Origin of the sequence: Pseudomonas sp. KB-10 (genome assembly GCF_018221585.1) — a bacterium.
Lineage (GTDB): Bacteria > Pseudomonadota > Gammaproteobacteria > Pseudomonadales > Pseudomonadaceae > Aquipseudomonas > Aquipseudomonas yangonensis.
In genome coordinates, this window is the sequence record NZ_QYYB01000003.1 from 1 (window position 1) to 23,192 (window position 23,192).

The 23,192-nt window shown below is 63.1% G+C and carries 24 protein-coding genes, 1 tRNA gene and 1 pseudogene; 7 read left to right on the top strand and 19 right to left on the bottom strand.

The genetic code is table 11. The annotated features are described in order from the left end of the window. Both DXK50_RS08440 and DXK50_RS08445 read left to right on the top strand, forming a co-directional pair. Positions 1–606 (top strand): annotated as a pseudogene (locus tag DXK50_RS08440) (hypothetical protein); the annotation flags it as partial. After that, positions 606–1,631: a phage integrase gene (locus DXK50_RS08445; RefSeq protein ID WP_212630006.1), complete on the top strand. Its 1,026-nt coding sequence runs from the start codon at positions 606–608 to the stop codon at positions 1,629–1,631. The pseudogene DXK50_RS08440 and the gene DXK50_RS08445, both read left to right, overlap by 1 nt. Before the next feature lie 25 nt (positions 1,632–1,656). Here the strand turns inward: DXK50_RS08445 and DXK50_RS08450 are convergent. From DXK50_RS08450 to DXK50_RS08470, 5 genes are all read right to left on the bottom strand, one after another. Next, a tRNA-Gly gene (locus DXK50_RS08450) sits at positions 1,657–1,730 on the bottom strand. 85 nt (positions 1,731–1,815) lie between these two features. Continuing rightward, positions 1,816–2,703, bottom strand: coding sequence for an alpha/beta fold hydrolase (locus DXK50_RS08455; RefSeq protein WP_212630007.1), 888 nt, complete (start codon positions 2,701–2,703; stop codon positions 1,816–1,818). Positions 2,704–3,092: 389 nt separating this feature from the next. After that, positions 3,093–3,785, bottom strand: coding sequence for a pseudouridine synthase (locus tag DXK50_RS08460; protein ID WP_212630008.1), 693 nt, complete (start codon positions 3,783–3,785; stop codon positions 3,093–3,095). Between the two features lie 3 nt (positions 3,786–3,788). Further along, positions 3,789–3,995, bottom strand: coding sequence for a cysteine-rich CWC family protein (locus DXK50_RS08465; RefSeq protein ID WP_212630009.1), 207 nt, complete (start codon positions 3,993–3,995; stop codon positions 3,789–3,791). After that, entirely contained in the window at positions 3,995–5,464 is a 1,470-nt protein-coding gene (locus DXK50_RS08470; protein WP_212630010.1) for a sensor domain-containing diguanylate cyclase, read from the bottom strand. Before DXK50_RS08470 ends, DXK50_RS08465 begins: the two co-directional genes overlap by 1 nt. Positions 5,465–5,817: 353 nt before the next feature. Between DXK50_RS08470 and DXK50_RS08475 the strand changes: the two genes are divergently transcribed. From DXK50_RS08475 to DXK50_RS08480, 3 genes are all read left to right on the top strand, one after another. Continuing rightward, positions 5,818–5,997: a hypothetical protein gene (locus DXK50_RS08475; protein ID WP_212630011.1), complete on the top strand. Its 180-nt coding sequence runs from the start codon at positions 5,818–5,820 to the stop codon at positions 5,995–5,997. Continuing rightward, positions 5,997–6,149: a hypothetical protein gene (locus DXK50_RS24905; protein ID WP_233787472.1), complete on the top strand. Its 153-nt coding sequence runs from the start codon at positions 5,997–5,999 to the stop codon at positions 6,147–6,149. The genes DXK50_RS08475 and DXK50_RS24905 overlap by 1 nt, the downstream gene beginning before the upstream one ends. A 76-nt stretch (positions 6,150–6,225) precedes the next feature. After that, the gene (locus DXK50_RS08480) at positions 6,226–6,663 is read left to right on the top strand and encodes a hypothetical protein (protein ID WP_212630012.1); all 438 of its coding nucleotides are present in this window, start codon (positions 6,226–6,228) and stop codon (positions 6,661–6,663) included. Between the two features lie 535 nt (positions 6,664–7,198). Here DXK50_RS08480 and mmsB read toward each other — a convergent pair. The 7 genes from mmsB to DXK50_RS08515 all read right to left on the bottom strand — a co-directional run bounded on the left by mmsB (position 7,199) and on the right by DXK50_RS08515 (position 15,135). Beyond that, positions 7,199–8,083: a 3-hydroxyisobutyrate dehydrogenase gene (mmsB, locus tag DXK50_RS08485; protein ID WP_212630013.1), complete on the bottom strand. Its 885-nt coding sequence runs from the start codon at positions 8,081–8,083 to the stop codon at positions 7,199–7,201. A 23-nt stretch (positions 8,084–8,106) separates the two neighbouring features. Next, positions 8,107–8,937 (bottom strand): isocitrate lyase/PEP mutase family protein, encoded by an 831-nt coding sequence (locus DXK50_RS08490; protein ID WP_212630014.1) that lies wholly within the window; start codon positions 8,935–8,937, stop codon positions 8,107–8,109. Positions 8,938–9,029: 92 nt separating this feature from the next. Next, a complete protein-coding gene (locus DXK50_RS08495) occupies positions 9,030–10,133 on the bottom strand; it encodes an enoyl-CoA hydratase/isomerase family protein (protein WP_212630015.1) in 1,104 nt (367 codons plus the stop codon). Positions 10,134–10,230: 97 nt separating this feature from the next. Further along, positions 10,231–11,049: an enoyl-CoA hydratase gene (locus DXK50_RS08500; RefSeq protein WP_161864458.1), complete on the bottom strand. Its 819-nt coding sequence runs from the start codon at positions 11,047–11,049 to the stop codon at positions 10,231–10,233. Between the two features lie 78 nt (positions 11,050–11,127). Next, positions 11,128–12,291, bottom strand: coding sequence for an acyl-CoA dehydrogenase family protein (locus DXK50_RS08505; protein ID WP_212630016.1), 1,164 nt, complete (start codon positions 12,289–12,291; stop codon positions 11,128–11,130). Between the two features lie 6 nt (positions 12,292–12,297). Next, complete coding sequence (locus tag DXK50_RS08510; RefSeq protein ID WP_212630017.1) at positions 12,298–13,545, bottom strand: ABC transporter substrate-binding protein; 1,248 nt, start codon at positions 13,543–13,545, stop codon at positions 12,298–12,300. 93 nt (positions 13,546–13,638) lie between these two features. Next, a complete protein-coding gene (locus tag DXK50_RS08515) occupies positions 13,639–15,135 on the bottom strand; it encodes a CoA-acylating methylmalonate-semialdehyde dehydrogenase (RefSeq protein ID WP_212630018.1) in 1,497 nt (498 codons plus the stop codon). A gap of 125 nt (positions 15,136–15,260) precedes the next feature. Here DXK50_RS08515 and DXK50_RS08520 point away from each other — a divergent pair, with 125 nt between their 5' ends. Then, positions 15,261–16,142 (top strand): AraC family transcriptional regulator, encoded by an 882-nt coding sequence (locus tag DXK50_RS08520; protein WP_212630019.1) that lies wholly within the window; start codon positions 15,261–15,263, stop codon positions 16,140–16,142. Between the two features lie 6 nt (positions 16,143–16,148). Here the strand turns inward: DXK50_RS08520 and DXK50_RS08525 are convergent, their stop codons facing one another. Continuing rightward, positions 16,149–16,562 (bottom strand): PaaI family thioesterase, encoded by a 414-nt coding sequence (locus tag DXK50_RS08525; protein ID WP_212630020.1) that lies wholly within the window; start codon positions 16,560–16,562, stop codon positions 16,149–16,151. A gap of 97 nt (positions 16,563–16,659) precedes the next feature. Then, a complete protein-coding gene (locus DXK50_RS08530; protein ID WP_161864452.1) occupies positions 16,660–17,472 on the bottom strand; it encodes an HDOD domain-containing protein in 813 nt (270 codons plus the stop codon). A 137-nt stretch (positions 17,473–17,609) separates the two neighbouring features. Here DXK50_RS08530 and ung point away from each other — a divergent pair, with 137 nt between their 5' ends. After that, positions 17,610–18,299 (top strand): uracil-DNA glycosylase, encoded by a 690-nt coding sequence (ung, locus tag DXK50_RS08535; protein WP_212630021.1) that lies wholly within the window; start codon positions 17,610–17,612, stop codon positions 18,297–18,299. Here ung and DXK50_RS08540 read toward each other — a convergent pair. The 5 genes from DXK50_RS08540 to livH all read right to left on the bottom strand — a co-directional run bounded on the left by DXK50_RS08540 (position 18,294) and on the right by livH (position 23,003). Beyond that, the gene (locus DXK50_RS08540; RefSeq protein WP_212630022.1) at positions 18,294–19,196 is read right to left on the bottom strand and encodes a DUF6279 family lipoprotein; all 903 of its coding nucleotides are present in this window, start codon (positions 19,194–19,196) and stop codon (positions 18,294–18,296) included. The two genes, ung and DXK50_RS08540, sit on opposite strands and share 6 nt — an antisense overlap. A 158-nt stretch (positions 19,197–19,354) precedes the next feature. Then, positions 19,355–20,056 carry an ABC transporter ATP-binding protein gene (locus DXK50_RS08545; RefSeq protein ID WP_161864449.1) on the bottom strand — a complete coding sequence of 234 codons (702 nt, stop codon included), beginning with the start codon at positions 20,054–20,056 and terminating at the stop codon, positions 19,355–19,357. Between the two features lie 3 nt (positions 20,057–20,059). Then, entirely contained in the window at positions 20,060–20,827 is a 768-nt protein-coding gene (gene livG, locus DXK50_RS08550; protein WP_212630023.1) for a high-affinity branched-chain amino acid ABC transporter ATP-binding protein LivG, read from the bottom strand. After that, positions 20,824–22,083, bottom strand: coding sequence for a high-affinity branched-chain amino acid ABC transporter permease LivM (locus tag DXK50_RS08555; RefSeq protein ID WP_212630024.1), 1,260 nt, complete (start codon positions 22,081–22,083; stop codon positions 20,824–20,826). The genes livG and DXK50_RS08555 overlap by 4 nt, the downstream gene beginning before the upstream one ends. After that, positions 22,080–23,003 carry a high-affinity branched-chain amino acid ABC transporter permease LivH gene (gene livH, locus DXK50_RS08560; RefSeq protein ID WP_161864446.1) on the bottom strand — a complete coding sequence of 308 codons (924 nt, stop codon included), beginning with the start codon at positions 23,001–23,003 and terminating at the stop codon, positions 22,080–22,082. The genes DXK50_RS08555 and livH overlap by 4 nt, the downstream gene beginning before the upstream one ends. Positions 23,004–23,192 lie beyond the last annotated feature (189 nt).

The window sequence follows — 23,192 nt, forward strand, 5'->3', positions numbered from 1 at the left end:
CGAGCTATCGACAAGCTCGATTACTGCGAAGGTGTCTGGAAACGTCGCGATAGCTTCGATGAAGGCGACCCGGACAACTACGATCCCGAGCAAGACGTATGGCGTGTCGAGCTTCGTTACCACCACTCAGTCATCCAGCAGTTCGCCTCCGGCTCGTTCGATCTGCAGAGCGGCCAGACCATCGAAACCAACAGCTACGCTGCCTTCGCTCCGCACCTAGACGGCCTGTGGCGTTATGGCCTGCGCCAATTCAAGCTGCTGGCTCGCCCTGGCTACTTCGAACCCATCTGGACGCTGATCCGTGACGATGTGCGCGTCGATCTGCCGGTGGATTCCCTGGTGGATGAAACCGAGTACAAGCGCCAATACAAGACCTCGCGGGGCTTCTCAGGCAAGAACGTCGAGTTATTCCTGGGAAACTTCGTCAGCCTGCTGGCACGGGAGCGAGTGGGCGCTAGGCGAGCATTTCACCGGCTCAAGGATTGGGAATGCTGGCCGGTGATCCGCGACCACTATGCTGCCAAAGGCATGGATGAAGACGGGTTGTATAAGCACATCAAGGGAATACTTGAAGAACGGCATGTGCGTTGGGGGCGTGCTGTCTGATGGCTATCGAGCAACTGGCTGACGGTCGCTGGAAAGTCGATGTTGAACCCATCAAAGGCCGGCGTTTCCGCAAGACGTTCAAGACCAAGGGGGAGGCTCAGCGATTTGAGGTGTCCTGCAGGGCTAAGGTAATGGAAACGCCCAGTTGGGCACCCAAGCCAAAAGACCGTCGCAAGCTCTCCGAGGTGTTCAGCCGCTACTACGATCTGCATGGGCACACTCTTGCTGACGGAAAACGCTTGAAGCAGGTACTGGCGAATATCGCTCGCGACTTGGGCGACCCTATAGCGGTCAAGTTCACGGCTGACCAGTTCTGTACACTGCGTGGTAAACAACTGACTAACGGTATCCACGGCAAGACGCTGAACAACCGCCTGGGCTACGTGAAGTCGGTATTCAACGAGCTACACCGACTTGGCGATATCGACTACCCGAATCCCTTGGCCAAGGTTCGTCCGTTACGCCTGCAGGAGCGTCCGCTGTCGTACCTCTCTCACGAACAGATAACCGAGCTGCTGGAGGCCTTCGACAACTACCCGAACTGCACGCATATGGCGCTGATCGCTCGCGTCTGTCTGGCTACCGGGGCACGTTGGGGAGAGGCTCAGGGGCTGGTGCCATCCAGGGTGAAGAATGGCGCGGTGACCTTCGCCAATACCAAGTCGAGGCGGACACGAACCATCCCGATTGCTCCCGCCCTGGAGCGGATGCTGTTGGACTACTTCAAGGAGTACGGGGCGTTCCCGAACTGCATCCGACATTTCAGTCGCGTGCTGCAATCGACCTCGATCACGCTACCGGCCGGACAAGCTACGCACGTTCTGCGGCACACCTTCGCCAGTCATTTCGTCATGGCCGGTGGCAACATCCTGACCTTGCAGAAGGTCCTGGGACACTCTTCGGTGACGATGACCATGCGCTATGCACACTTGTCGCCCGATCACCTGCAGGACGCGCTACGGCTGAATCCCATCGTCGACACTTTATCGACACTTCAAAAACCCGGAAACGAAAAAGCCCTGTAAAAACAGGGCCTTGAAGCTGCGATTTTGGAGCGGGTGATGGGAATCGAACCCACGGCTCTAGCTTGGGAAGCTAGGGTATTACCATTATACGACACCCGCAGCGGGTGCCTTTATACCGGAACCTGCGGCGAAAATGAAGGGCGAACCGGAACCTGTCGTGCAGCCGGTTCGCCTCTGCGCCTGTTCATACGGCAATGGCCTGCAGTTCCTGCAGCTCGCCGCGCGTCGGCACTTGCAGGCGTTTGCTGGGGGCGTTGAAGAAGTCCAGCAGTACGCGCTGGGTCTGCAGCCACGCGGCCTTGTGTTCCATGTCGAGGAAGTGGCCGGCGTCGTCGATCACCGCGAATTGGGCGTGGTCGATGTGCTGGGCGAACAGGCAGGCGTCTTCCACCGAGGTGTATTCGTCGCGCTCGCCGTTGACGAACAGCAGGGGGATGTCGATGGCCTGCAGGCACTCCATGCGGCAGTGCGCTTCCATGTTCAGCACCTGTTTGATGTGGGCGTACATCTGCCGGTATTCGTGCTCGTCCAGGGTGCTGACGTGCTTGTGGTTGAAACGCTTGAACAGCGACGGCAGGTGTTTGCCGATGGTGCTGTTGACCAGCAGGGCGATGTTGTCGCGATCCACGGCGTTCAGAAAGCGCAGGCCTTTGTGCAGGTAGTCGAGCATCGGCACGTTGAGGATCGGCGAGAAGGAACAGATCGCCGCCTTCTCCAGCGTGGCCGGGCGCTGCGCCAGGGCGAGCATGGAAGCGACGCCGCCCCAGGAGAAGGACATCAGGTAGTTGGCGCCGTAGTGGTCGATCAGCTTGAGCAGGATAGCGGCTTCGTCTTCCTTGCTGATGGGCGTGAAGTCGCTGTTATGCGGCTTCGATTGGCCGGCATAGGGCAGATCGAAGGCCACCACGTTGAACTGCGGTTGCAGGTACTTGACCGTCTGCGCGAACGAGGCGGTGGTCGCCAGGGAGCCATTGACCAGGATGATGGTCTTGCTTGCTGCCGGGTTGCCGTAGAACTCCGTGTGTACCTTGTGCTTCCTGTTGATCTCGACGACTGCGGTTTCTGGCCTCATGTCGTTTCCTCCTGGCGCAAGTGAACAAGGCGAGCGGGCGGCCGTTCGCATTTGATTGAGCAGTCAGAAAAGCGCCTGAGCGTGACAGCTTGATGTCAGGCTGGAGATTTTTATAAGTATTGGAATTTCAAGCAGTTAGGATCGAAACAGGCGAGCGCTCCAAGCCTGTTATGGCGTTGGAGAGGGCGGTGTTACCAGGCAGGAATCCAGTCGGCGCAGAGCGCCAGCAACTGAAAGAACGCTTAGATGTCTTGCGGTGACCGATTGGTCATCTCAGGACTTATGGTTCGATTCAAGCAGTTGCCTTGCAGCCGTGCAAGGGTGAGTCACATTTTTATCGCGGTTTGTGGATACCGTTGGTCGGGTTGCAAGGTGCAGCGCCTGCGCGATCAGACGCTGGCGATTTCGGCAGCGGTCAGCGCGCGGTACTGGCCTGGGGCGAGCTGTGGATCGAGCTTGATCTCGCCCATGCTTTCGCGATGCAGGGCGACCACGCGATTGCGGAAGTGGCCGAACATGCGCTTGACCTGATGATAGCGGCCCTCGAACAGGGTCAGGCGGGCTTGGTGACTGCTCAGTACGTCGAGCTGTGCGGGCAGGGTGGTGAGATCTTCGAAGGCAAAGTACAGGCCGCGCTCGAACACTTCGGCATACTCGCCGGTGATCGGCTGTTCGGTGGTGACGTGATAGACCTTGGGCTTGCGCTGCTGCGGCTGGGTGATGCGCCGCGACCAGCGCCCGTCGTTGGTGATCAGCAGCAGGCCGCTGGTATTGAGATCCAGGCGTCCGGCCAGGTGCAGGTCGTGCTTGTCCGGCTCGTCGAGCAGGTCGAGGACGGTGCGGTGCTCGTGGTGTTCGGTGGCGCTGACCACGCCGACCGGCTTGTGCAGCATCCAGTAACGCGCGCTGCGCCCGGCCTGCAGCAGTTCGTCGTCCAGCTCCACGCGGTGGAAGTCGCGGATCTCATGGCGCGGATCGTTAATGACCTCTCCGTCCACACGCAGGCGACCGGCGCTGATCAGCAGGCGGCTGTCCTGGCGGCTGAAACGCGGAAAGTTGCTGAGGAAGCGATCCAGGCGCATGGCTCAGCCTCGCTCTTTGCGTTTGGCGGCTTCAACGGCACCGGCGCAGGCGGGGCAGAGGCAGGCCTGGTCGCGTTGCTCGGGCGTCAGACGCTGCAACGCGGCGGGGTCGATCTGCGCTGCGAAGCACCAGCAGGGGACATCGATGCGGCCAGCCGCGATGCTGCACTGGTTGGTCTGGCCGCATAGCGGACAATGCTCGGCGTCCATCAATGCTCTTCACAGACGCGGTCGCGCCCGGTCTGTTTGGCCCGGTAAAGGGCGCGGTCGGTGCGGCCTAGCAGGTCGTGTAGCGCTTCGCCCGGCCGCCACTGGCTGAGGCCGAGGCTGACGGTGACCTGCAGCGCTTCACCGCTTACCGGGTAGCGCTGATCGGCACAGTGCTGACGCACCTTTTCCGCCAGTTCGTGGGCAGCGTGGCGGTCGGTGTTCTTCAGCAGCAGGATGAATTCCTCACCGCCCCAGCGGCAGAGAATGTCGGACTGGCGCAGCGCCGCGCGCAGTCGTTCGGCGAAGCGGCGCAGTACCTCGTCGCCGGCCAGGTGGCCGTGCTGGTCGTTGATCAGCTTGAAGTTGTCCAGATCCAGCATCACCGCAGACAACGGGCTGCTGTCGCGCTGCGCCTCCTGCAGGGCCTGCTCCACATGGAGTTCGAAGCCGCGGCGATTGGGCAGATTGGTGAGGCTGTCGGTGGTGGCCAGGGCGGCGATCCGCTGCTGGTAGCGACGGATCACCAGGCTCACCAGGGCCAGCACGATGCTGGTGACCAGCAGACAGATCAGCAGGTTGATATAGAGACTGTGGCGAACGGCGGCCAGCGCGCCTTCTTCGTGCTTGTCGACGAACAGGAACCACTCGAGCTCGGGAATGTAGCGCACGTTGAGGAAGTGTCCGCGCTGGTGCTCGTCGTAGCGATAGTCGCCGCTCTTGGGCTGCGGCAGCACCGCCAGGAGGTTTTCCAGACCAGGCACTTCGCTCAGCGGCTGGCCGCGGTGGGCGCCCATGGGACCACCTCCGGCTCCGGTCAGTACCAGATGGCCGTTGCGATCGGTGAAGAAAATGTTGCGGTCGTAGCGCCGCTGGTAGTCGTCCACCAGCTTGACCACGGCATCCACGGTCAGGCCGACGCCAGCCACGCCGATAAAGCGTTCCTGGTAGTCGAACACCTTGAAGTTGATGAAGAAGGTCAGTCGGTCCTCATTGGCCATGTCCGGATCGACGCTGATCTCGTAGGGTTCTTTCATGTTGCGCACGCGGAAGTACCAGGCGTCGCGTGGCTCGCCTTCATTGATCTGTTTGAGCACGCCCTTGGCCTGATAGTAGGTACGGGTTTGTTCGGAGATGAAGAAGGCGGTGAAGGTGCCGTAGTGATCCTGTATCTCGCGCAGGTAGCGGGTGACGGGCTCCGGGTTCTGCTCACCGGCCAGCGCCCAGTCGCGCAGGAAGGTGTCGCGCGACATCATCGAGGCGATCTGCGTCGGGCGGATCAGGTCTTTCTGAATCTCGGAATAGATGGTGTCCGAGGTCAGCGGTAGTTCGGTGTCGACGATGTTCTGGCGAATGCTGTCGCGCGAGGCGTAGTAGCTCAGCAGCGAGGTGGTGAGAAAGCCGCTGCCGAGCAGGAACAGGAGCAGTAACACCAGCGAGGTTTGCGTGTGCCGTTTGGGGCGCGGGGACATGGGTGAATCCGGCGGCGGGCTGATGGCTTGATGCTAGCTTGCTGAACGGGGATAGCGCTAGTTGTGATCATGGTTACGGGAGCCAGACGGAGTCCCGAGGCTGCTTGATGGTTCCCCCTGCTGGTGTCCTGGAACGCTCAGCGTTTATTGGTCGCAGCGAATCTATCCGCGATCCGGCAGGCAGCTGCGGCTGCAAGCGAATGGTGTGTCAGTGCTGTTCGTCGACTCGTTGTGCGGCTCACTCAGTAGCGCGGAACGGGCGTATGTGCAGCGTGTCTTACCAACAGCTGAAGGTGCTGCGCCTCGTGCCGTCACCGTCCAGCGGATATTGGAAATTCGAGGAGTATTCCAGCATGCGTGGTTTGACCGTGATGACATTGGCCTTTTTCCTGGGGGGCTGCAGCTTCAGTGCGCCCGGTGTGCATGCGCGCGTCGGTGACCCCGACGTGATTCGTGTCGATCTGGATGGGCATGGCTATTCCAGCGGTGGTTCCTTTTGCCCGCCGGGACATCGCATGAAGGGCAGCTGCTGATGAAAGCCTTATTTGCGCTGTTGCTGGCGACGAGCCTGGTATCTGGTCTGTCTGGGTGCAGTCTCAGGCTGCCGGGTATCGGGATCGATATCGGTGATACCGGTGGCCCACCCCATTGCCCGCCTGGCCAGGCGAAGAAAGGCCGTTGCTGATCCGGCTCCGGGCTCGCTGCCCGGCTTATCGTCCGAGGAGCTGAGCGCTCCTCCTGCTTCCTCAGCGGAGGCTTGCATGTTCGACAGACTTTTCTTCGCCGCCCTGCTGTTCCTCTCGCTCAGTGGATGTGCGGTCTATGACTACGACCGTGGCTATCACAACGGCCACGCCTACCGTTACCACGACGGCTACCGACGTGATCACTACGCGCCGCCTGTCTACGTGACGCAGCGCTATTACTACGAGGATCGCCGTAAGCACTACTACCCGGCGCCTCCGCGCTATGTGCCAGCGCCACCGCCGCGTCATCACTATGGTCACGACCAGCCTCGCCGAGATGGCTACAACCGCTACGACCAGCCGCGGCACGACTATCGCCGCAATCATGGTCTCCGGGAGCACCGAGGCGGACAGAGACAGCGTGGCTGGGATGCCGGCCGCAGCACGCAGCAGCGCTTCTCCAACGGGCGCAGCCATAACGACCAAGGCCGTAGCGGCGAACGCCGCTGGTAAGCCGCCCAATTCGCCGCGTGCCTGCACGCGGCGTCCGCTCATCTACTCGACGAATCGCTACGGCTAGGGCCTGCCCCGGTGGCGCCAGGTTGAAGGTGGACGCTGGAGGTTCGCCGTGGCATGGCACGTTTGCACAAGGGGACTTGCTAGGGTGACGCTTGGCGCCTGAGCAGTTCCTCTATAGCTTGCTGAGCGGTGACGGCGGACTGGCCCAGGAGCGCGCTGCTCGGCGATGTGCAGGTCGATTCGCCAGTGCTCAGCTGCTTCGACAGTAACGAGACCTTCGGGCTGACTCTTCGCTAGAAGCCTGCGCCAGTCGAAAGAAGGGCGGCCATCCTACCGACGGGCCGGCACACTTCAGGCTCATCCAATCGGAGGCTGACGATGAACCTGTTGTCTTTTGCCAAGGGCGCGCTTTGGCCGGCGCCGCTCAATCTGTTCATCCCTTTTCAAGGATTGCCTCGAGCGTAACATTGCCGCTGACTCGTCAGCGATGCGTAGTAAGGAATTGCCAGCAAGCAGGCGTAGCAGGACCCTATTCCACGAACAGCTGCTGCACCACCGAAAAATCCTGCTTGCCCTGGCCCTGTTTGAGCAGCAGGCGGTAGAGCTGCAGCGCCAGTGCGCCCATCGGGGCGCTGTTGCCGTTGTGGCTGGCGGTTTCCTGGGCCAGGCCGAGGTCCTTGGCCATCAGCTCGGCCATGAAGCCGCCGCTGTAGCCCTTGGACGCCGGGGCGTTCTCCATCACCCCGGGCCAGGGGTTGTATTTCTCCAGCGTCCAGTTGCCACCTGAACTCTGCCGCATGATCTCGGCCAGCACGGTCGGCTCCAAGCCATTGGCCACGCCCATCGCCATGGCCTCGGCAGTGGCGATCATCTGCACGGCAAGCACCTGGTTGTTGCATACCTTGGCTACCTGGCCCGCACCATCGGGGCCTGCATGGAAGATGTTCTTGCCCATTGCGGCGAGCATCGGTCGGGCTCGTTCCAGCGCTTCGGCTTCACCGCCGACCATGAAGGTCAGGGTGCCGGCGGCTGCGCCGCCGGTACCGCCGGACACCGGCGCATCGAGCAAGGCGATGCCGCGCTCACGGGCAGCCGAGTGCACCTTGCGCGCGGATTCCGGCGCGATGGTCGAACACTCGATCACCAACGTGCCGGCGGGCAGTCGTGCGAGCAGGCCTTCATCGCCCAGGTACAGGCCTTCCACATGGCGACTGGCCGGCAGCATGCTGATTACCACCTGTGCCTGATCGGTGGCATCGGCGGCGCTTTCGGCGGCCACGGCTCCCTCGCCAGCCAGGGTATCGACGGCGCCGCGCACCAGGTCGAAGACTTTCAGCGGATAACCCGCCTTGAGCAGGTTGCGGGCCATGGGCAGGCCCATATGGCCGAGGCCGATAAAGGCGATCTGGGTCATGTCGGTTCTCCTTGTTCTTGTCGTCAGCGTTTGAACAGGTCGTTGAGTTCGACGAAGGGCGCTGCGTCCCTGGCAAAGTCGGCGCGGCCCTGATGCAACTCGCGAGCGGCCTTGAGGAAACCGCCAAAGGCCGCACGGGCCAGGCTGGAGCCAACGCTCACCCGGCGCACGCCGAGCTCTCTCAGATCGTCCAGAGTCAGGTTGCTGCTGGACAGCCCCAGCAGCACGTTGACCGGCCGTGGTGTAACGGCACGCACCACGGCGTCGATCTGCGCGCGGGTGGTCAGGCCAGGGGCATAGAGCACATCGGCGCCGGCCTCGGCATAGGCTTGAAGGCGGCGCAGGGTGTCGGCCAGGTCTTCACGCCCGTGCAGGAAATTTTCCGCGCGGGCGCAGAGGGTGAAGGGGAAGGGCAGGCTGCGTGCCGCCGCCACCGAGGCGCGGATGCGTTCCACGGCCTGTTCCAGCGGGTAGATGGGCGCATCCACACACCCGCTGGCATCTTCGATGGATCCACCCACCAGCCCGCAGGCAGCGGCCTGCAGCAGGGTGTCCGCACAGCCTTGCGGGTCATCCGCGAAGCCGTTTTCCAGATCGGCCGCCACCGGCAAGGGCGTGGCTGCCACGATGGCGCGGGCATTGGCCAGGGTTTCCTCGCGGCTGACCTGACCTTCGCCATCGGGTCGGCCAAGCGCAAAGGCCAGGCCGGCGCTGGTGGTGGCCAGGGCTTCGAAGCCCAGCGCCGCGAGTATCTTCGCCGAGCCGGCGTCCCAAGGGTTGGGCAGTACCAGCAGTTCGTCGCGTTGATGCAATGCCTGGAAGGCCTGGGCTTTTTGCAGTTGCGTATCGGTCATGCCGTTACTCCTTGGGTCAGCGACGTGCCTGTAGGTCTTCAGGTCGCGGCTAAAGCCCCTCCCACAAAAGCCCTGCTACAGCGCCGAAAGCATCACAAATCCGCCAACGGATGCTCGCCGTCCCAGGCCGGGGCGAAGTGCGCGTCGATCACGGCTCGTGGAATCGCGGTCACATCCGGCCAATGCCAATGCGGCGTCTGATCCTTGTCGATCAGGCGTGCGCGCACGCCTTCGGGAAATTCCGGGTGGCGACAGCAGTTCAGGCTCATGGCGTATTCCATGCGGAACACCTCGGCCAGCGACAGGTGGCGGGCACGACGGATCTGCTCCCAGACCAGGTGCGCAGTCAGCGGACAGCCGTGGGCCAGGGTCTTGGCGGCGCGGGCGAGCAGGGCATCATCATCCTGCTGCAGGGCGCTGATGGCCTGTACCGCTGCCGGTAGATCGGCGACATCGAGCAGTTCGTCGATGCGCTCGCGGCGCGGCAGCCATTGGGCCGCCGGCAGTTCGCCGCGTGCCTCGTTCTCCATTGCGCGCAGCAGGCTGTGCAACTGCGCCGCCGGCTGCTCGCGCCAGTTCAGCTGCACGAGGCCTTCGAGCAGGGCGTCCTGCTGATCGTCACGCAGGAAGCGGTCGGCCAGATTCAGGTCCAGCGCATCGCGGGCATTGATGCTGGCGGCGGTCAGGCCGAGAAACAGGCCCAGGCGGCCCGGCAGGCGGGCAAGGAACCAGCTGCCGCCGACATCCGGATACAGGCCGATATTGATTTCCGGCATGCCCAGGCGGCTGCTCGGCGTGACGATGCGGATGCCGGCGCCCTGCATCAGGCCCATGCCGCCGCCCAGCACGTGGCCATGGGCCCAGCAGATGAAGGGCTTGGGGTAGCTGTGAATGCGATGATCGAGGCGATATTCGTCGGCGAAGAAACGTCGGGCCAGGGCAGGTATTTCGCCTGGCTGTTCGCGACACTGCTTGACCAGTTGCACCACGTCGCCGCCGGCGCAGAAGGCCTTGGGGCCGTTGCCACGCAACATCACGCAGGCGATGGTCGGGTCTTCGGCCCAGGCTTTCAGGCGCGCATCGAGCGCCTCGATCATCGGCAGGGTGAGGGCGTTGAGGCTCTTCTCGGCGTCCAGGCTGGCGATGCCGATGCGGTAGCCATGCAGGCTGGGGCGTTCTTCAAATTGCAGATTCATAGGATAACCTTTGGGGCTACAGGCTACAGGCTACAGGCTACAGGCGATGCGCCGCTCTTGCCTAAGGCCTGCAGCTTGCAGCCTATAGCCGCTCTTCTCATTTGTTGCGCCACTGCGGGTCGCGTTTCTCCAGGAAGGCGTTGACGCCCTCACGGGTATCGTCGGCATCGAACAGGTCGACGAAGCGTTCGCGTTCTTCCGGCAGCCAGGTGTTCGGGCCACGCTCGCGCGCGCCCTGGATCAGCGGCTTGATGGTGCGTACCGCCACCGGGCTCTGCCGTGCCACCTTGGCGGCCAGGAGCAGGGCGGTGCCACGGGCCTCGCCGGTGTCCACTACCTGTTCGACCAGACCTATACGCAGCGCGGTGTCGGCGTCGATGCGTTCGCCGCAGAGGATCATGCGCTTGGCCCAGCCTTCGCCGACCAGCCAGGGCAGGGCCTGGGTGCCGCCGGCGCAGGGCAGCAGGCCCACGGCCGCTTCCGGCAGGGCCATCTGCGCCTGGCGTTCGGCGATACGGATATCGCAGGCCAGGGCGCATTCCAGGCCGCCACCCATGGCGTAGCCGTTGATCGCGGCGATGGATACGCCGCGAAAATCGCGCAGGGTCTCGAAGGCTTCGCCGAAGCGCCGCGCCATCTCACGGGCGCGCGCCTTGTCGCCGTCGGCGAACATGTTCAGGTCGGCGCCGGCGGAAAAGAACTTGGGCCCCTGGCCGGTCACCACCAGGGCGTACACCTCGTCGTCACGGTTGAGGTGCTCGACCACCTGCTTGAGGCCGATCAGCGAGTCGCGGTCCCAGGTATTGGCCGGCGGATGGTTGATGGTGATCAGCGCGGTGTGGCCGTGCTTTTCCACGGTGAGCTTGTGGGTCAGGTCGAAGATGCCGGATTTGTAGGTTTCGATGGCTGTACTCATGGTCGTCCTCGATACGGATCATGGCTGTAGGAGCGAGCTCTGCTCGCGAACATCGCTCGCTTCTACATATCGTGGTTACTACAGCAGGCGATCGAGCATGCCGCCCTGCAGGAGCAGGCGGCGGGCGATGATTACCCGCATGATCTCGTTGGTGCCTTCCAGTATCTGGTGCACGCGTGCGTCGCGTACCCAGCGTTCCAGTGGATAGTCATTCAGATAGCCGTAACCACCATGGAGTTGCAGCGCTTCGTTGCAGACCTCGAAGCAATGGTCGGTGGCGAAGCGCTTGGCCATGGCGCAATAGAGGCTCGCTTCGCCATGGCCCTGGTCGAGCTTGTATGCGGCCAGGCGCACCATCTGCCGGCTGGCCGTCAGGCCGGTGAGCATGTCGGCCAGCTTGAACTGCAGCGCCTGGAATTCGCTCAGCGCCTTGCCGAACTGCTTGCGCTCTTCGGCGTAGCGCAGGCTTTGCTCCAGCGCCGCCTGGGCTGCACCCAGCGAGCAGCTGGCGATATTCAGGCGGCCACCGTCGAGGCCTTTCATGGCATAGACGAAGCCTTCGCCTTCCGGGCCGATGCGGTGGCTGGCGGGAATGCGCACGCCGTCGAAGGTGATGGTACGGGTCGGCTGCGCCTTCCAGCCCATCTTGTCCTCGTTGCGCCCATAGCGCACGCCGGGGGCGTCGGCGGGCACCAGGAAGCAGGAAATGCCCTTGGCGCCGTCCTCGCCGGTACGCGCCATGACGATCAGCACATCGGTCGAGCCTGCGCCGGAGATGAAGCACTTGCTGCCATCGATCACGTAGTCATCGCTATCGCGTCGCGCGCGGGTGCGCAGGTTGGCGGCATCGGAGCCGGCATCCGGCTCGGTCAGGCAGTAGGAGGCCAGCGCCTGGCCATTGATCAGTCCGGGCAGCCAGGCGTCCTTGAGCGCCTGGCCGGCGAAGCTGGCGAGCATCCAGGTGGCCATGTTGTGAATGGTCAGGTAGGCGGTGGTGGCTACGCAGCCCGCCGCCAGTTGTTCGAAGATCAGTGAGCTGGACAGCCGCGAGAGGCCCAGACCGCCATCCTCCTCGCGCAGATACAGGGCCAGGTAGCCCTGTTCCGCGGCGCGGCGAATCACCTCGATAGGGAAGTGATGCTCACGGTCCCAATCCGCGGCATGGGGCGACAGCTCCCGCGCGGCGAAGGCGCGGGCACTGTCGGTGAGCAGGCGTTGTTCATCACTGAGTTCGAAGTCCATGGCATCTCATTGCAAGGTCAGGGGTTGGCCGCCAGCCCGCCGCTCGGCCTGCCACTCGGCGAGGCTGGGCAATGCACTGCTGGCGTCGAGGCGGTCGACAATTTCGAAGTAGTCCTGCTTCAGCGGGTCCTTGAGCACTTCGTCGCGCGCCTTCACCTTCACCGCATATACGGTCTGCAGGTTCTGGTGGTCGAAGGCGCGCCATTGCTGTTCGTCCTTGAGCAGGGTGTAGCGGTGACCTTCCAGCGCCTTGATCAGCGCTTCGCTGTCCAGGCTGTTGGCGCGCTTGGCGGCATCGGCCCACTGCTGGACGATGCTGTAAGCCGAAGCGGCTGAGCTGGACGGGTACATCTCGTAGCGGGTCTTGAAGGCTTCGACGAAGGCTTCGCCACGGGCGGACTTTTCCAGTGCCGGCACCCGCCAGGTCCAGGGTTCGGTGCCGATCACACCCTGCATCAGCCCGGGACCTGCCTGTTCGACCATGCTTTGCGTCAGGTTCGGCGCAATGACCTGCATACGCGAAGTCAGGCCCAGGTCATGGGCGATGCGCATGGCGCGCACCAGATCCTCGCCGAACAGCACCAGGGCGAGAACGTCGGCATCACTCGATGCGGCCTGGGTCAAGGCATCGGTGTAGTCGGCCAGGCGAGCGCCGGGGAAGGGGATGCGTAGACTTGCATGCTGGCCAGCATCGACGCTTGCCGTGGCCTGGCGCAGTGAAGCTTCGGTGGTGTGGCCCCAGGTGTAGTCGGCGGTGACATAGAAATAACGCTTGTTCGGCAAGGTCTTGCTCAGGTACTGGCCGAGTACCTTGGCGCTCATCCAGGCGTTGTTGCACTCGCGGAACATGTAGCGGTGGCCGTCCTTGCCGGTGGTGTCGTTGGAGTAGGTGAGGGTGCCGAAATACAGCAGGCCGTGCTCCTTGGCGCGCTTGCCGGCGGCAATGGCGACCGCGCTGGAAGAACCGCCGAAGAGCATCGCTGCGCCCTCGGCAGCCAGCTTGTCGACGTTCTTTTCCGCCTTGGCCGGACGCGAGGCCGTGTCCTTGCTGGACAGGCGCAGGGGCCGACCCAGTACACCGCCCTGAGCGTTGATCTCGTCGATGGCCAGCAGGGCTCCACGCATTTGCGCCAATCCCTCCTCCTTGTATGGTCCGGTGCGCGGGTAGTTGAGGCCGAGGGTAATGGGCTCGGCAGCCTGCGCACAGGCAGTGATTCCGGCCCACAGGGCCAGGATGGCAGACAGTTGGCGCATTGCAGTTCTCCTTGTTTTTGTTCTGCAAAGAGTCCTTTTACGCCGCTTGTCCAGTTCTAGTGATCGTCTTTTCGTCTAATAAGAACGCCGTTCTCATTTCAGTTGAATGGTCATGTTCGGTCCGTCGCCGAGCGGGGTGTCGTCGAACCAGCGACAGGTCACCGTCTTGGTCTCGGTATAGAAACGCACCGCCTGTTTGCCGTAGGCGTGCAGGTCGCCGTAGAACGAACCTTTCCAACCGGTGAATGAGAAGAACGGCAGCGGCACCGGGATCGGTACGTTGATGCCCACCTGACCGACCTCTACCGCATGCTGGAAATGCCGTGCGGCGCCGCCGGAACGGGTGAACAGGCTGGTGCCGTTGCCGTAGGGGCTGGCGTTGACCAGCTCGATGGCCTCTTCCAGGCTGTCCACCTCCATGCACACCAGCACCGGGCCGAAGATTTCCTCGCGGTACAGGCCCATCTTCGGTGTCACGCCGCGGAACAGAGTCGGGCCGATCCAGTTGCCGTTCGGATAACCCTCGACCGTGCACTGCGAACCGTCGAGCAGGCACTCGGCGCCTTCAGCCTTGCCTTCGTCGATCAGGCGCAGCACGCGCTGGCGTGCCTGCGGGCTGATCAGCGGGCCGTAGGCGGCGCCGCCGTCCTGCCAGTGGCCGGGCCGCAGTGCGGCCATCTGCGTCGCCAGCTCGTCGATCCACTGTTTCGACTCGCCGACGAACACCGCCACGCTGATCGCCATGCAGCGTTGCCCGGCGGCGCCGCAGCTGGCACCGAGCAGGTTGCTGATGACCTGATCCTTGGGCGCGTCCGGCATGATCACCATATGGTTCTTGGCTCCGGCGAAGGCCTGCACCCTTTTCAAATGCTGGGTGCCGGTGCGATAGACGTGCTGGCCCACCGTCACCGAGCCGACGAAGGACACCGCGCGTACCGCCGGGTGCACCAGCAGCGCATCGACCTGCTCGCGACCACCATGCAGTACCTGCAGCACCCCGGCCGGCGCACCGGCCTCGAGGAAGAGTTCGGCCAGCCGATTGGGCGTCATCGGATCCTGTTCCGACGGCTTGAGGATGAAGGTATTGCCGCAGGCGATGGCCAGCGGAAACATCCACAGCGGGATCATCGCCGGGAAGTTGAAGGGGGTGATGCCGACGCACACGCCCAGCGGCTGGATCCAACTGGCAGTGTCGATCTCGCGGGCGACGTTCTCCACCGTCTCGCCCATCATCAGGCTGGCGATATTGGCCGCGTGCTCGGCCACCTCGATACCACGCCATACGTCGCCCTTGGCATCGGCGAAGGTCTTGCCGGTTTCCGCCGCAAGAATCTCCGCCAGCTCATCGTGATGTTCCTTGAGCAGATGCTGGTAGCGCAGCATCAGGCGCGCGCGTTCCGATACCGGCACCTCGCGCCAGGTGAGGAAGGCCTGTTGCGCACCGGCTACCGCGGCTTCTATCTCCTCGGTTGTCGCTCTGGGGGCGAGGGCGATCACTTCCTGAGTGGCCGGGTCAGTCACTTCGATCAGGTCCGTTGCCTGGCTTGGCAGCCACTGGCCGTCGATCAGTTGCGGGAGCGTGCGGGGCATGGGCGCCTCCTGTTGTTCTTGTATGGAGTCTTTATAGCCACTTCATGTGCCCTTGTGGATTGACGATCTTGGTCTTGAGATGGACGATCTTGGCATTCGATCTGTCTTTATCGGGAGCGTCAGGCATGGGCCTGCGAGTGGAAACCTCCAATTGGCCGCTGCCGCTCGGCGGGCAACGCTTCATCACGCCGCCACGTCTGCGGCGACTGCTGGCACGTCATGCGCTGAGCTCGGGTTGCTATCCCCTGGCGATGGGGTTCTATCCTGACGCGGCCGGTCACCAGATGCGGCGCCTGCAGCCGGATGATCATCTGCTGATCTATTGCCGCTCCGGCAGGGGCTGGCTGGAGACGGTGGATGGACGATTTGAAGTCGCTGCTGGCGATTTGCTGCTGCTGCCAAAGGCGATGCCGCATGGCTATGGCGCCGATGGGCAAAGCCCCTGGACAATCTATTGGGTGCACTTCGATGGCAGCGTCAGCGAGGACTTTCTGCGTCTGCTGGGGGCGCAGCCGCTGCGGCGTATCGGTTTACAGCCGCGGCTGATTGGTGACTTCGAGGCGTTGCTGGGCCTGCAGCGGCAGGGCCTCAACGCCTTGCCCTTCATCCATGCCGCGCACCGTCTGCAGGCGATGCTCAGCTCACTGGCAGTGCTGCCGGCGCGGGTCAATCTCAAGTCCGGACGGGTGCTGGATATCGAGGCGGTGCAGGCGGTGATGCGCGAGCATCTGCATGGCAGCCTCAACCTCGATGAACTGGCGGTGCAGTTCAAGCTGTCTCGCTTTCACTTCGCCAAGACCTACCGCGCGCTGACCGGCCATGCGCCGATTCAGGACTTCATCCAGCTGAAAATGGCGCTGGCCTGCCGCCTGCTCGACCGTGGCGATATCGAGGTGCGCCAGGTTGCCGAGCAATTGGGGTATGAAGACCCGTATTACTTCTCGCGGCTGTTTCGCAAGGTGGTGGGCATGGCGCCCAGTCATTACCGGGCGCTGCATCAGGGGTAGTCGCTGCTAGACCCGCGCGATGGTCGCCAGCCCGGTGGCTACCAGCTTTTCCTGGCCGTCTTTCACCGCGAACACGTCGGCTCGGCAGACCGCCTGGCGCTGACCGGCCTTGAGGACTTCGGCGCGGCACAAGAGGCGTTCGCCAAGGGCCGGTGCGAGCAGGTTGAGCTTGTATTCGCTGGTGACCACGTCGCCGACCATCGATGCTGCAGCCCAGGCGCAGCCACTGTCGACCATGAAACCGAGCACGGCGCCATGCATGTAGCCGTGGTGCTGGCACAGGTCGGGACGGCTGCGCACCTGCAGGCTGACTCGTCCCGGTGCGAAGTCGAGCAATTCGGCGCCGAGCAGCTGGGCAAAGGTGGAGTAGGCGAGCGCCTGTTCCAGGCGTTCGCGACTGATGCCGTTCAAGTCGCTCATATGACCTCCTGCACGGTGCGTGCAGGAGAGTCTCGAACGGCTCACGGAGGTGGGCAAGCTGCATCCAGATGCCTGATGAGGCCGTATAGCAAGGCCCTCAGGCGAGCAGGCGTTTCCACAGTTGTAGCTCGCCGGCCAGCTCCTGGCGCAGCTCGGCCAGCGGTGGTTCCAGGCCCAGCTTCGCCTGAGCCGGAAGCGGCTCGGGCAGGATGGCGTTGCTCTGCAGGGCGCTGGCGAGCAGGACCAGATCGGCCAGGTCGGCACTGCCGTCATGCTGGCGCTGCCATTGGCCGTACAGACGAGTGGATTCGATGACCGCTGAAGGCAACTGCCAGCGTGTGAGAATCAGGGCACCGAGATCACCCGACAGTTGCTCGCACAGCTCACGCAGCGTCTCACCATCGCGAGGCACATCCGGCCAGTGCTCCAGTTCCGAGAGCAAGGGCAGACTGCCGATGTCCTGCAGCAAGCCGCCGAGCATGGCATCGTCCAGCGACAGTTTCGTGCGCTGCGCCAGTACCGCGCAGTAGGCGGCGCGCTCCCGCGCGTTGCGCCAACGGGTGCGAAAGGCCTGCTGCAGTGCCGGTTCGGTACTGGTGAAAAGATTTTGCAGGCTGAACCCCAGCACAAGGTCGGCCAACTGGCGGGTGCCGAGACGGCTCAGCAGTTCGCGCAACGAGCTACAGGCGCGGTCGCCGCGTAGCAGGGGGGTGTTGGAGAATTGCATCAGGTAGGCGGCCAGTGGCGGATCGCCGGCAATCACGCGGGTCAGTTGTTCCAGCGAGGTACGTGGATCGTCCAGCAGCTTCTTGATGCGCACGGCGGCTTCAGGCATCTGCGGAATTCTGGCTTCACCCTTGAGGAAGCGGTTGAGCAGCGCCATGCGCAGGGTATCGGTAGAGGTAGGCATCAGCTTGGTATCATCGATTGAAACGGTTCTCCAAAGGCTAGCAAATCATCCTCCGGCCTGCCGGAGTGCTCTGCCTTGACTTGCCCTGCTCGCTTCTCTAGCGTGCCTGCACTCATTTGCACCGGCAGGAAAAGCGCATGACCGAAGATCGCATCAAACTCGAAGCCAGCTGGAAGGAGGCGCTGCGCGAGGAGTTCGACAAGCCCTACATGAAGGAGCTGCGCGAGTTTCTGAGGGCGGAGAAGGCAGCGGGTAAGGAAATCTACCCGCCTGGCCCACTAATCTTCAACGCGCTCAATTCCACGCCGCTGGAGCAGGTCAAGGTGGTGATCATCGGCCAGGATCCCTACCACGGTCCGGGTCAGGCTCATGGCCTGTGCTTCTCGGTGCAGCCGGGCGTGCAGACGCCGCCGTCGCTGGTGAACATCTACAAGGAACTCAAGCGCGATCTCAACATCGACATCCCGGCGCACGGATACCTGCAGAGCTGGGCCGACCAGGGCGTGCTGCTGCTCAACACCTCCCTGACCGTGGAGCGCGGCAACGCCGGCTCGCACGCGGCCAAGGGCTGGCAATTCTTTACCGACCGGGTGATCGAAGTGGTCAGTGAGCATCAGCCCAAGCTGGTGTTCCTGCTCTGGGGCAGCCATGCGCAGAGCAAGCAGCGCCTGATCGATCCGACCAAGCACCTGGTGCTGCGCTCGGCGCATCCGTCGCCGCTGTCCGCCCATCGCGGTTTCATCGGCAACGGTCATTTCAGCCGCTGCAACCAGTTCCTCAGCCAGAACGGCATGACACCCATCGACTGGAGCCTGCCGGCGCTATAAGCGGGAGTGCTGCGTACGTCCATCGGCTGCTGAGGTTTCACGACTGACGACCGACTCGCCCGCTTGACACTGTTGTGCAGCCAGGTCGCTATGCAGGCTTTGCAGGCGATTGTCGGCGCGCGCCATCTGACGCGAGTCGGCCAGGGCGACCAGATCGACGACCATCGCTGCCATGGCCTGACGGTTCTTCTCGTAGCTGGCCTGATAAGCGCTGGTGTAAAAGCGTTCGCGCTGCTGCAGCAGGGCGGTCATGCGGTCGGCAAAGTCGTCGCCGCGGCGAACTTCCAGTGCCTCGCGCAGTGCCTGCTGCCAGGCCAGGCGGTTATCCATCCACACCTGATTCTGTTCACCCAGACCTTCTGCCCAACGCTGCACCCGTTCGCGCTGCTCGGTATTGAGATTGCCGAACCAGGGTTGCAGGCGTTCCTCCATGCGCTCGGCGCGCCGGCTGATCTGCTCCGGCAGCGGGGGGGCGAGAAACTCTTCGCGCAGCTTGGCATTCTGCTCGTCCAGTGATGCCAATAGCTGCTCGACCTGGCGCGGGCTGAGGCCGCGCAGCAGCTCGATGGTGCTGGGGGTGATTTCCACGGCGATGCGCTGCATGGCCTGTTCGAATTCGCTCAGCTGATCGGCCATCAGTTCGCTGTCGCGGCTGCTCAGCGCCTGCTGACTGCGCTGCAGCCAGTCGAGGTAACGTGGCAGCTCGACGCTGCAGTGCCAGGTCAGGTGTTCCTGCAACTGAGGTTTGAGCCAGGCGCTCTGCTCGCTGGTCAGCGTCACGTAGTCGCCCAGTTTCCAGGGAATCAGCCTGTCGAGGTTGCGATAGGCCAGGCCGACACGGCTGCAGGCGCTGAGCAGCACAGCGATGACCAGTAGCAGGAGCAGGGATTTGCGCATGAACGCGTCTCGCAAAGGCAGAGCCCTTGAGACTAATACTCGTCGAACCTGGCGCAAGAGGGCGGAAATATCCGCTTAAGACTTCAGCGAGACGGTTGATCGAATCGCGGACAAAAAGAAACCGCCCCGAAGGGCGGTTCTGACATCGCAGGGTTGGCTTAGCCGCCGAGGTAGGCGTCGCGTACCTTGGGGTCGCTGAGCAGCTCTTCGCCAGTACCGCGCATGACGATGTGGCCGTTCTCCAGCACGTAACCGCGATCAGCCAGCTTCAGCGCCTGGTTGGCGTTCTGCTCGACCAGGAACACGGTCACGCCGTCCTTGCGCAGTTGCTCGATGATGTCAAAGATCTGCTGGATGATGATCGGCGCCAGACCCAGCGACGGCTCGTCGAGCAGCAACAGGTTGGGCTTGCTCATCAAGGCGCGGCCGATGGCGAGCATCTGCTGCTCACCACCGCTCATGGTGCCGGCACGCTGGGCGAAACGTTCCTTCAGGCGCGGGAACAGGTGCAGGACCTTGTCCAGCTGCTCCTGATTGTCCGCCTTGTCACCGAAGAAGCCGCCCATGGCCAGGTTTTCCTCGACGGTCAGGCGGGCGAACACGCGACGGCCTTCCGGCACGATGGCGATGCTCTTGCGCATGATCTCCGGGGTGTCCATGCCCACCAGCTCTTCACCCAGGTAACGGATGCTGCCACTGGTGGCGCGCGGGTTGCCGCACAGGGTCATCAGCAGGGTCGACTTGCCGGCACCGTTGGCGCCGATCAGGGTGACGATCTCGCCTTTCTGCACTTCGATGCTGACGTCGTGCAGGGCCTGGATCTTGCCGTAGAAGGTTGAGACGTTGTTGAAACTCAGCATGGATTACGCCTCCCCCAGATAGGCTTTGATCACGTCCGGGTTGTTGCGGATCTCGTCCGGCGTGCCGTCGGCCAGGGGAGTGCCCTGGTTGATCACGTAGATGTGGTCGGAAATGCTCATCACCAGCTTCATGTCGTGCTCGATCAGCAGCACGGTGACATTGTGCTGGTCGCGCAGCATGCCGATCAGTGCCTTGAGGTCTTCGGTCTCGCGCGGGTTGAGGCCGGCGGCCGGCTCGTCGAGCATGAGGATGCTTGGACGCGTCATCATGCAGCGGGCGATTTCCAGACGGCGTTGCTGACCGTAGGCCAGGGTGCCGGCACTGCGGTTGGCGAAGTCCACCAGGTCGACCTGCTCCAGCCAGTAGGCGGCGTATTCCATGGCCTCGCGTTCGCTGCGCCGAAATGCCGGAGTCTTGAACAGGCCGGCCAGGTAGCCGGTGTTCAGATGGCGATGCTGGGCCACCAGCAGGTTTTCCACCGCGGTCATGTCCTTGAACAGACGCACGTTCTGGAAGGTCCGCACCACGCCCTTGCGGGCGATCTTGTGGCCCGGCAGGCCTTCGATCGCTTCGCCGTTGAGGCGGATGTTGCCGGAGCTCGGCTGGTAGAAACCGGTCAGGCAGTTGAATACGGTGGTCTTGCCGGCACCGTTCGGGCCGATCATCGAGACCACCTGCTTTTCCTTGACGTTCAGGCCCACCCCGTTGACGGCCAGCAGGCCGCCGAAACGCATGGACAGGCCGCTTACTTTGAGAATCGTGCGGCTCATCGCTTCAGCTCCAGGTGGGGACGTTGCATCGGCAGCAACCCTTGCGGGCGCCAGATCATCATGAAGATCATGACCAGACCGAAGAACAGCATGCGGTACTCGCTCAGTTCACGCATCTCCTGCAGCATCACCATGATGACCGCCGCCAGGATCACGCCCAGTTGCGAGCCCATGCCACCCAGCACGACGATGGCGAGGATCATCGCCGACTCGATGAAGGTGAACGACTCCGGCGTCACCAGGCCCTGACGGGCGGCGAAGAAGCTGCCGGCGAAACCGGCCAGGCTGGCGCCGATGGTGAAGGCCGAGAGCTTGATCACGGTTGGGTTCAGACCCAGCGCGCGGCAGGCGATCTCGTCTTCACGCAAGGCTTCCCAGGCACGGCCGATTGGCATGCGCAACAGGCGGTTGACCAGAAACAGTGTCAGCAGCACCAGCAGCAGGGCGATCAGATAGAGGAAAATCACCTTGTACTGCGAGTTGTAGGCCATCTCGAAGTAGCCGTGGAAGGTCGGCATGTCCGCCGGTACGCGACGTTCGAAGGACAGGCCGAACAGGGTCGGCTTGTTCTCGTTGGCGATGCTCAGGCCGTTGGGGCCGCCGGTCAGGTCGGTCAGGTTGCGCAGCAGGATGCGGATGATCTCGCCAAAGCCGAGTGTGACGATGGCCAGGTAGTCACCACGCAGGCGTAGTACCGGGAAGCCCAGCAGGAAGCCGAACAGCGCCGCCATCATGCCGGCTAGCGGCAGGCAGATCCAGAAGCCCAGGCCGAAGTAGTGCGCCAGGATCGCGTAGCTGTAGGCACCGACCGCGTAGAAGCCGACGTAACCCAGATCGAGCAGACCGGCCAGGCCGACCACGATGTTCAGGCCCAGGCCGAGCATCACGTAGATCAGGATCAGCGTAGCGATGTCCACCGCGCCGCGGCTGGCGAAGAATGGCCACACCAGCGCCACCATGACCATGGCCAGAATGATCCAGCGCTGGGTGGAGGGCAGGGTGAGGAAGTTGCCAATCTGGCCGGAGCCGCTGGGTAGTTTCGGCCGACTGGCCCAGGCCGGGGTGATGCGGTCACGCAGCAGTTGCCAGAGGAAGATCAGCGTGGCGGCGCCGCCGATGCACCAGAGTTCGAAGGTGGTGGCCCCTTCCACGCGCAGGCCGATGCCGACGGTGGTGAGTTTCAGGCCCAGTACCGGGTAGGAGATGATCAGCACCAGCAGGGCGCTGAAAATCGCGGATTTGAGGTTGCGGCTCATACCTTTTCCACCTCCGGGCGGCCAAGGATGCCGGTTGGACGGAACAGCAGCACCAGCACCAGCAGGCTGAACGCCACCACGTCCTTGTATTGATCGCCGAAGATATCGGCGCCGAAGGCTTCGGCTACGCCCAGCAGCAGGCCACCGAGTACCGCACCGGGGATGCTGCCGATACCACCGAGTACTGCAGCGGTGAAGGCCTTGATACCGGCGAGGAAGCCCAGGTGCGGGTTGATCACGCCGTAGTTCATGCCCAGCAGCACCGAGGCGACGGCGGCCAGCGCCGCGCCGATGACGAAGGTCAGGGCGATGATGTTGTTGGTGTTGATACCAAGCAGGTTGGCCATCTTCAGGTCTTCCGCGCAGGCACGGCAGGCGCGGCCCAGACGCGAACGGGAGATGAACAGGGTCAGGCCGACCATGGTGACGAAGGTAACGATGAAGATCAGCACCTGCATGTAGGACACCACCACGCCGTTGGCAGCACTTTCACCGAGGATGAAGTTGCCCGGCAGCAGGCTCGGAATGGCCTTGTCCTTGGAGTCCTGCGAGAGCAGGACCGCGTTCTGCAGGAAGATCGACATACCGATCGCGGAGATCAGCGGGATCAGACGGTTGCCGCCGCGCAGGGGGCGGTAGGCCACCCGTTCGATGCTGTAACCGTAGGCGCTGGTAACGATCATGGTGGCGGCAAAGGCGGCGACCATGATCACGGGGACGGCGTCGATGCCGAACATGGCAAGGCCGGCGATTACCGTGAAGGCTACGTACGAGCCAATCATGTAAACCTCGCCGTGGGCGAAGTTGATCATGCCGATGATGCCGTAGACCATGGTGTAGCCGATGGCGATCAGGGCATAGGTACTGCCAATGGTCAGGCCATTGAGCAGCTGCTGTAGATAGTGATAAAGATCAGGCATTGCCTAACTCCTGGGCGCTTGCGTAAAGCGGCGCTTGTGGCGCAGCGCGAGGCCGGAATTCTTCTAATGAACAAAGCCCACTGCAGCAGTGGGCTCTGGGTTAAGAACCTGATCATGAGCTGCTGCGCGTCGGCCCGCCGGGTTAATGGCGGGCACTCGCTCGCTAGCTCATGAATCAGCTTCTTCGGC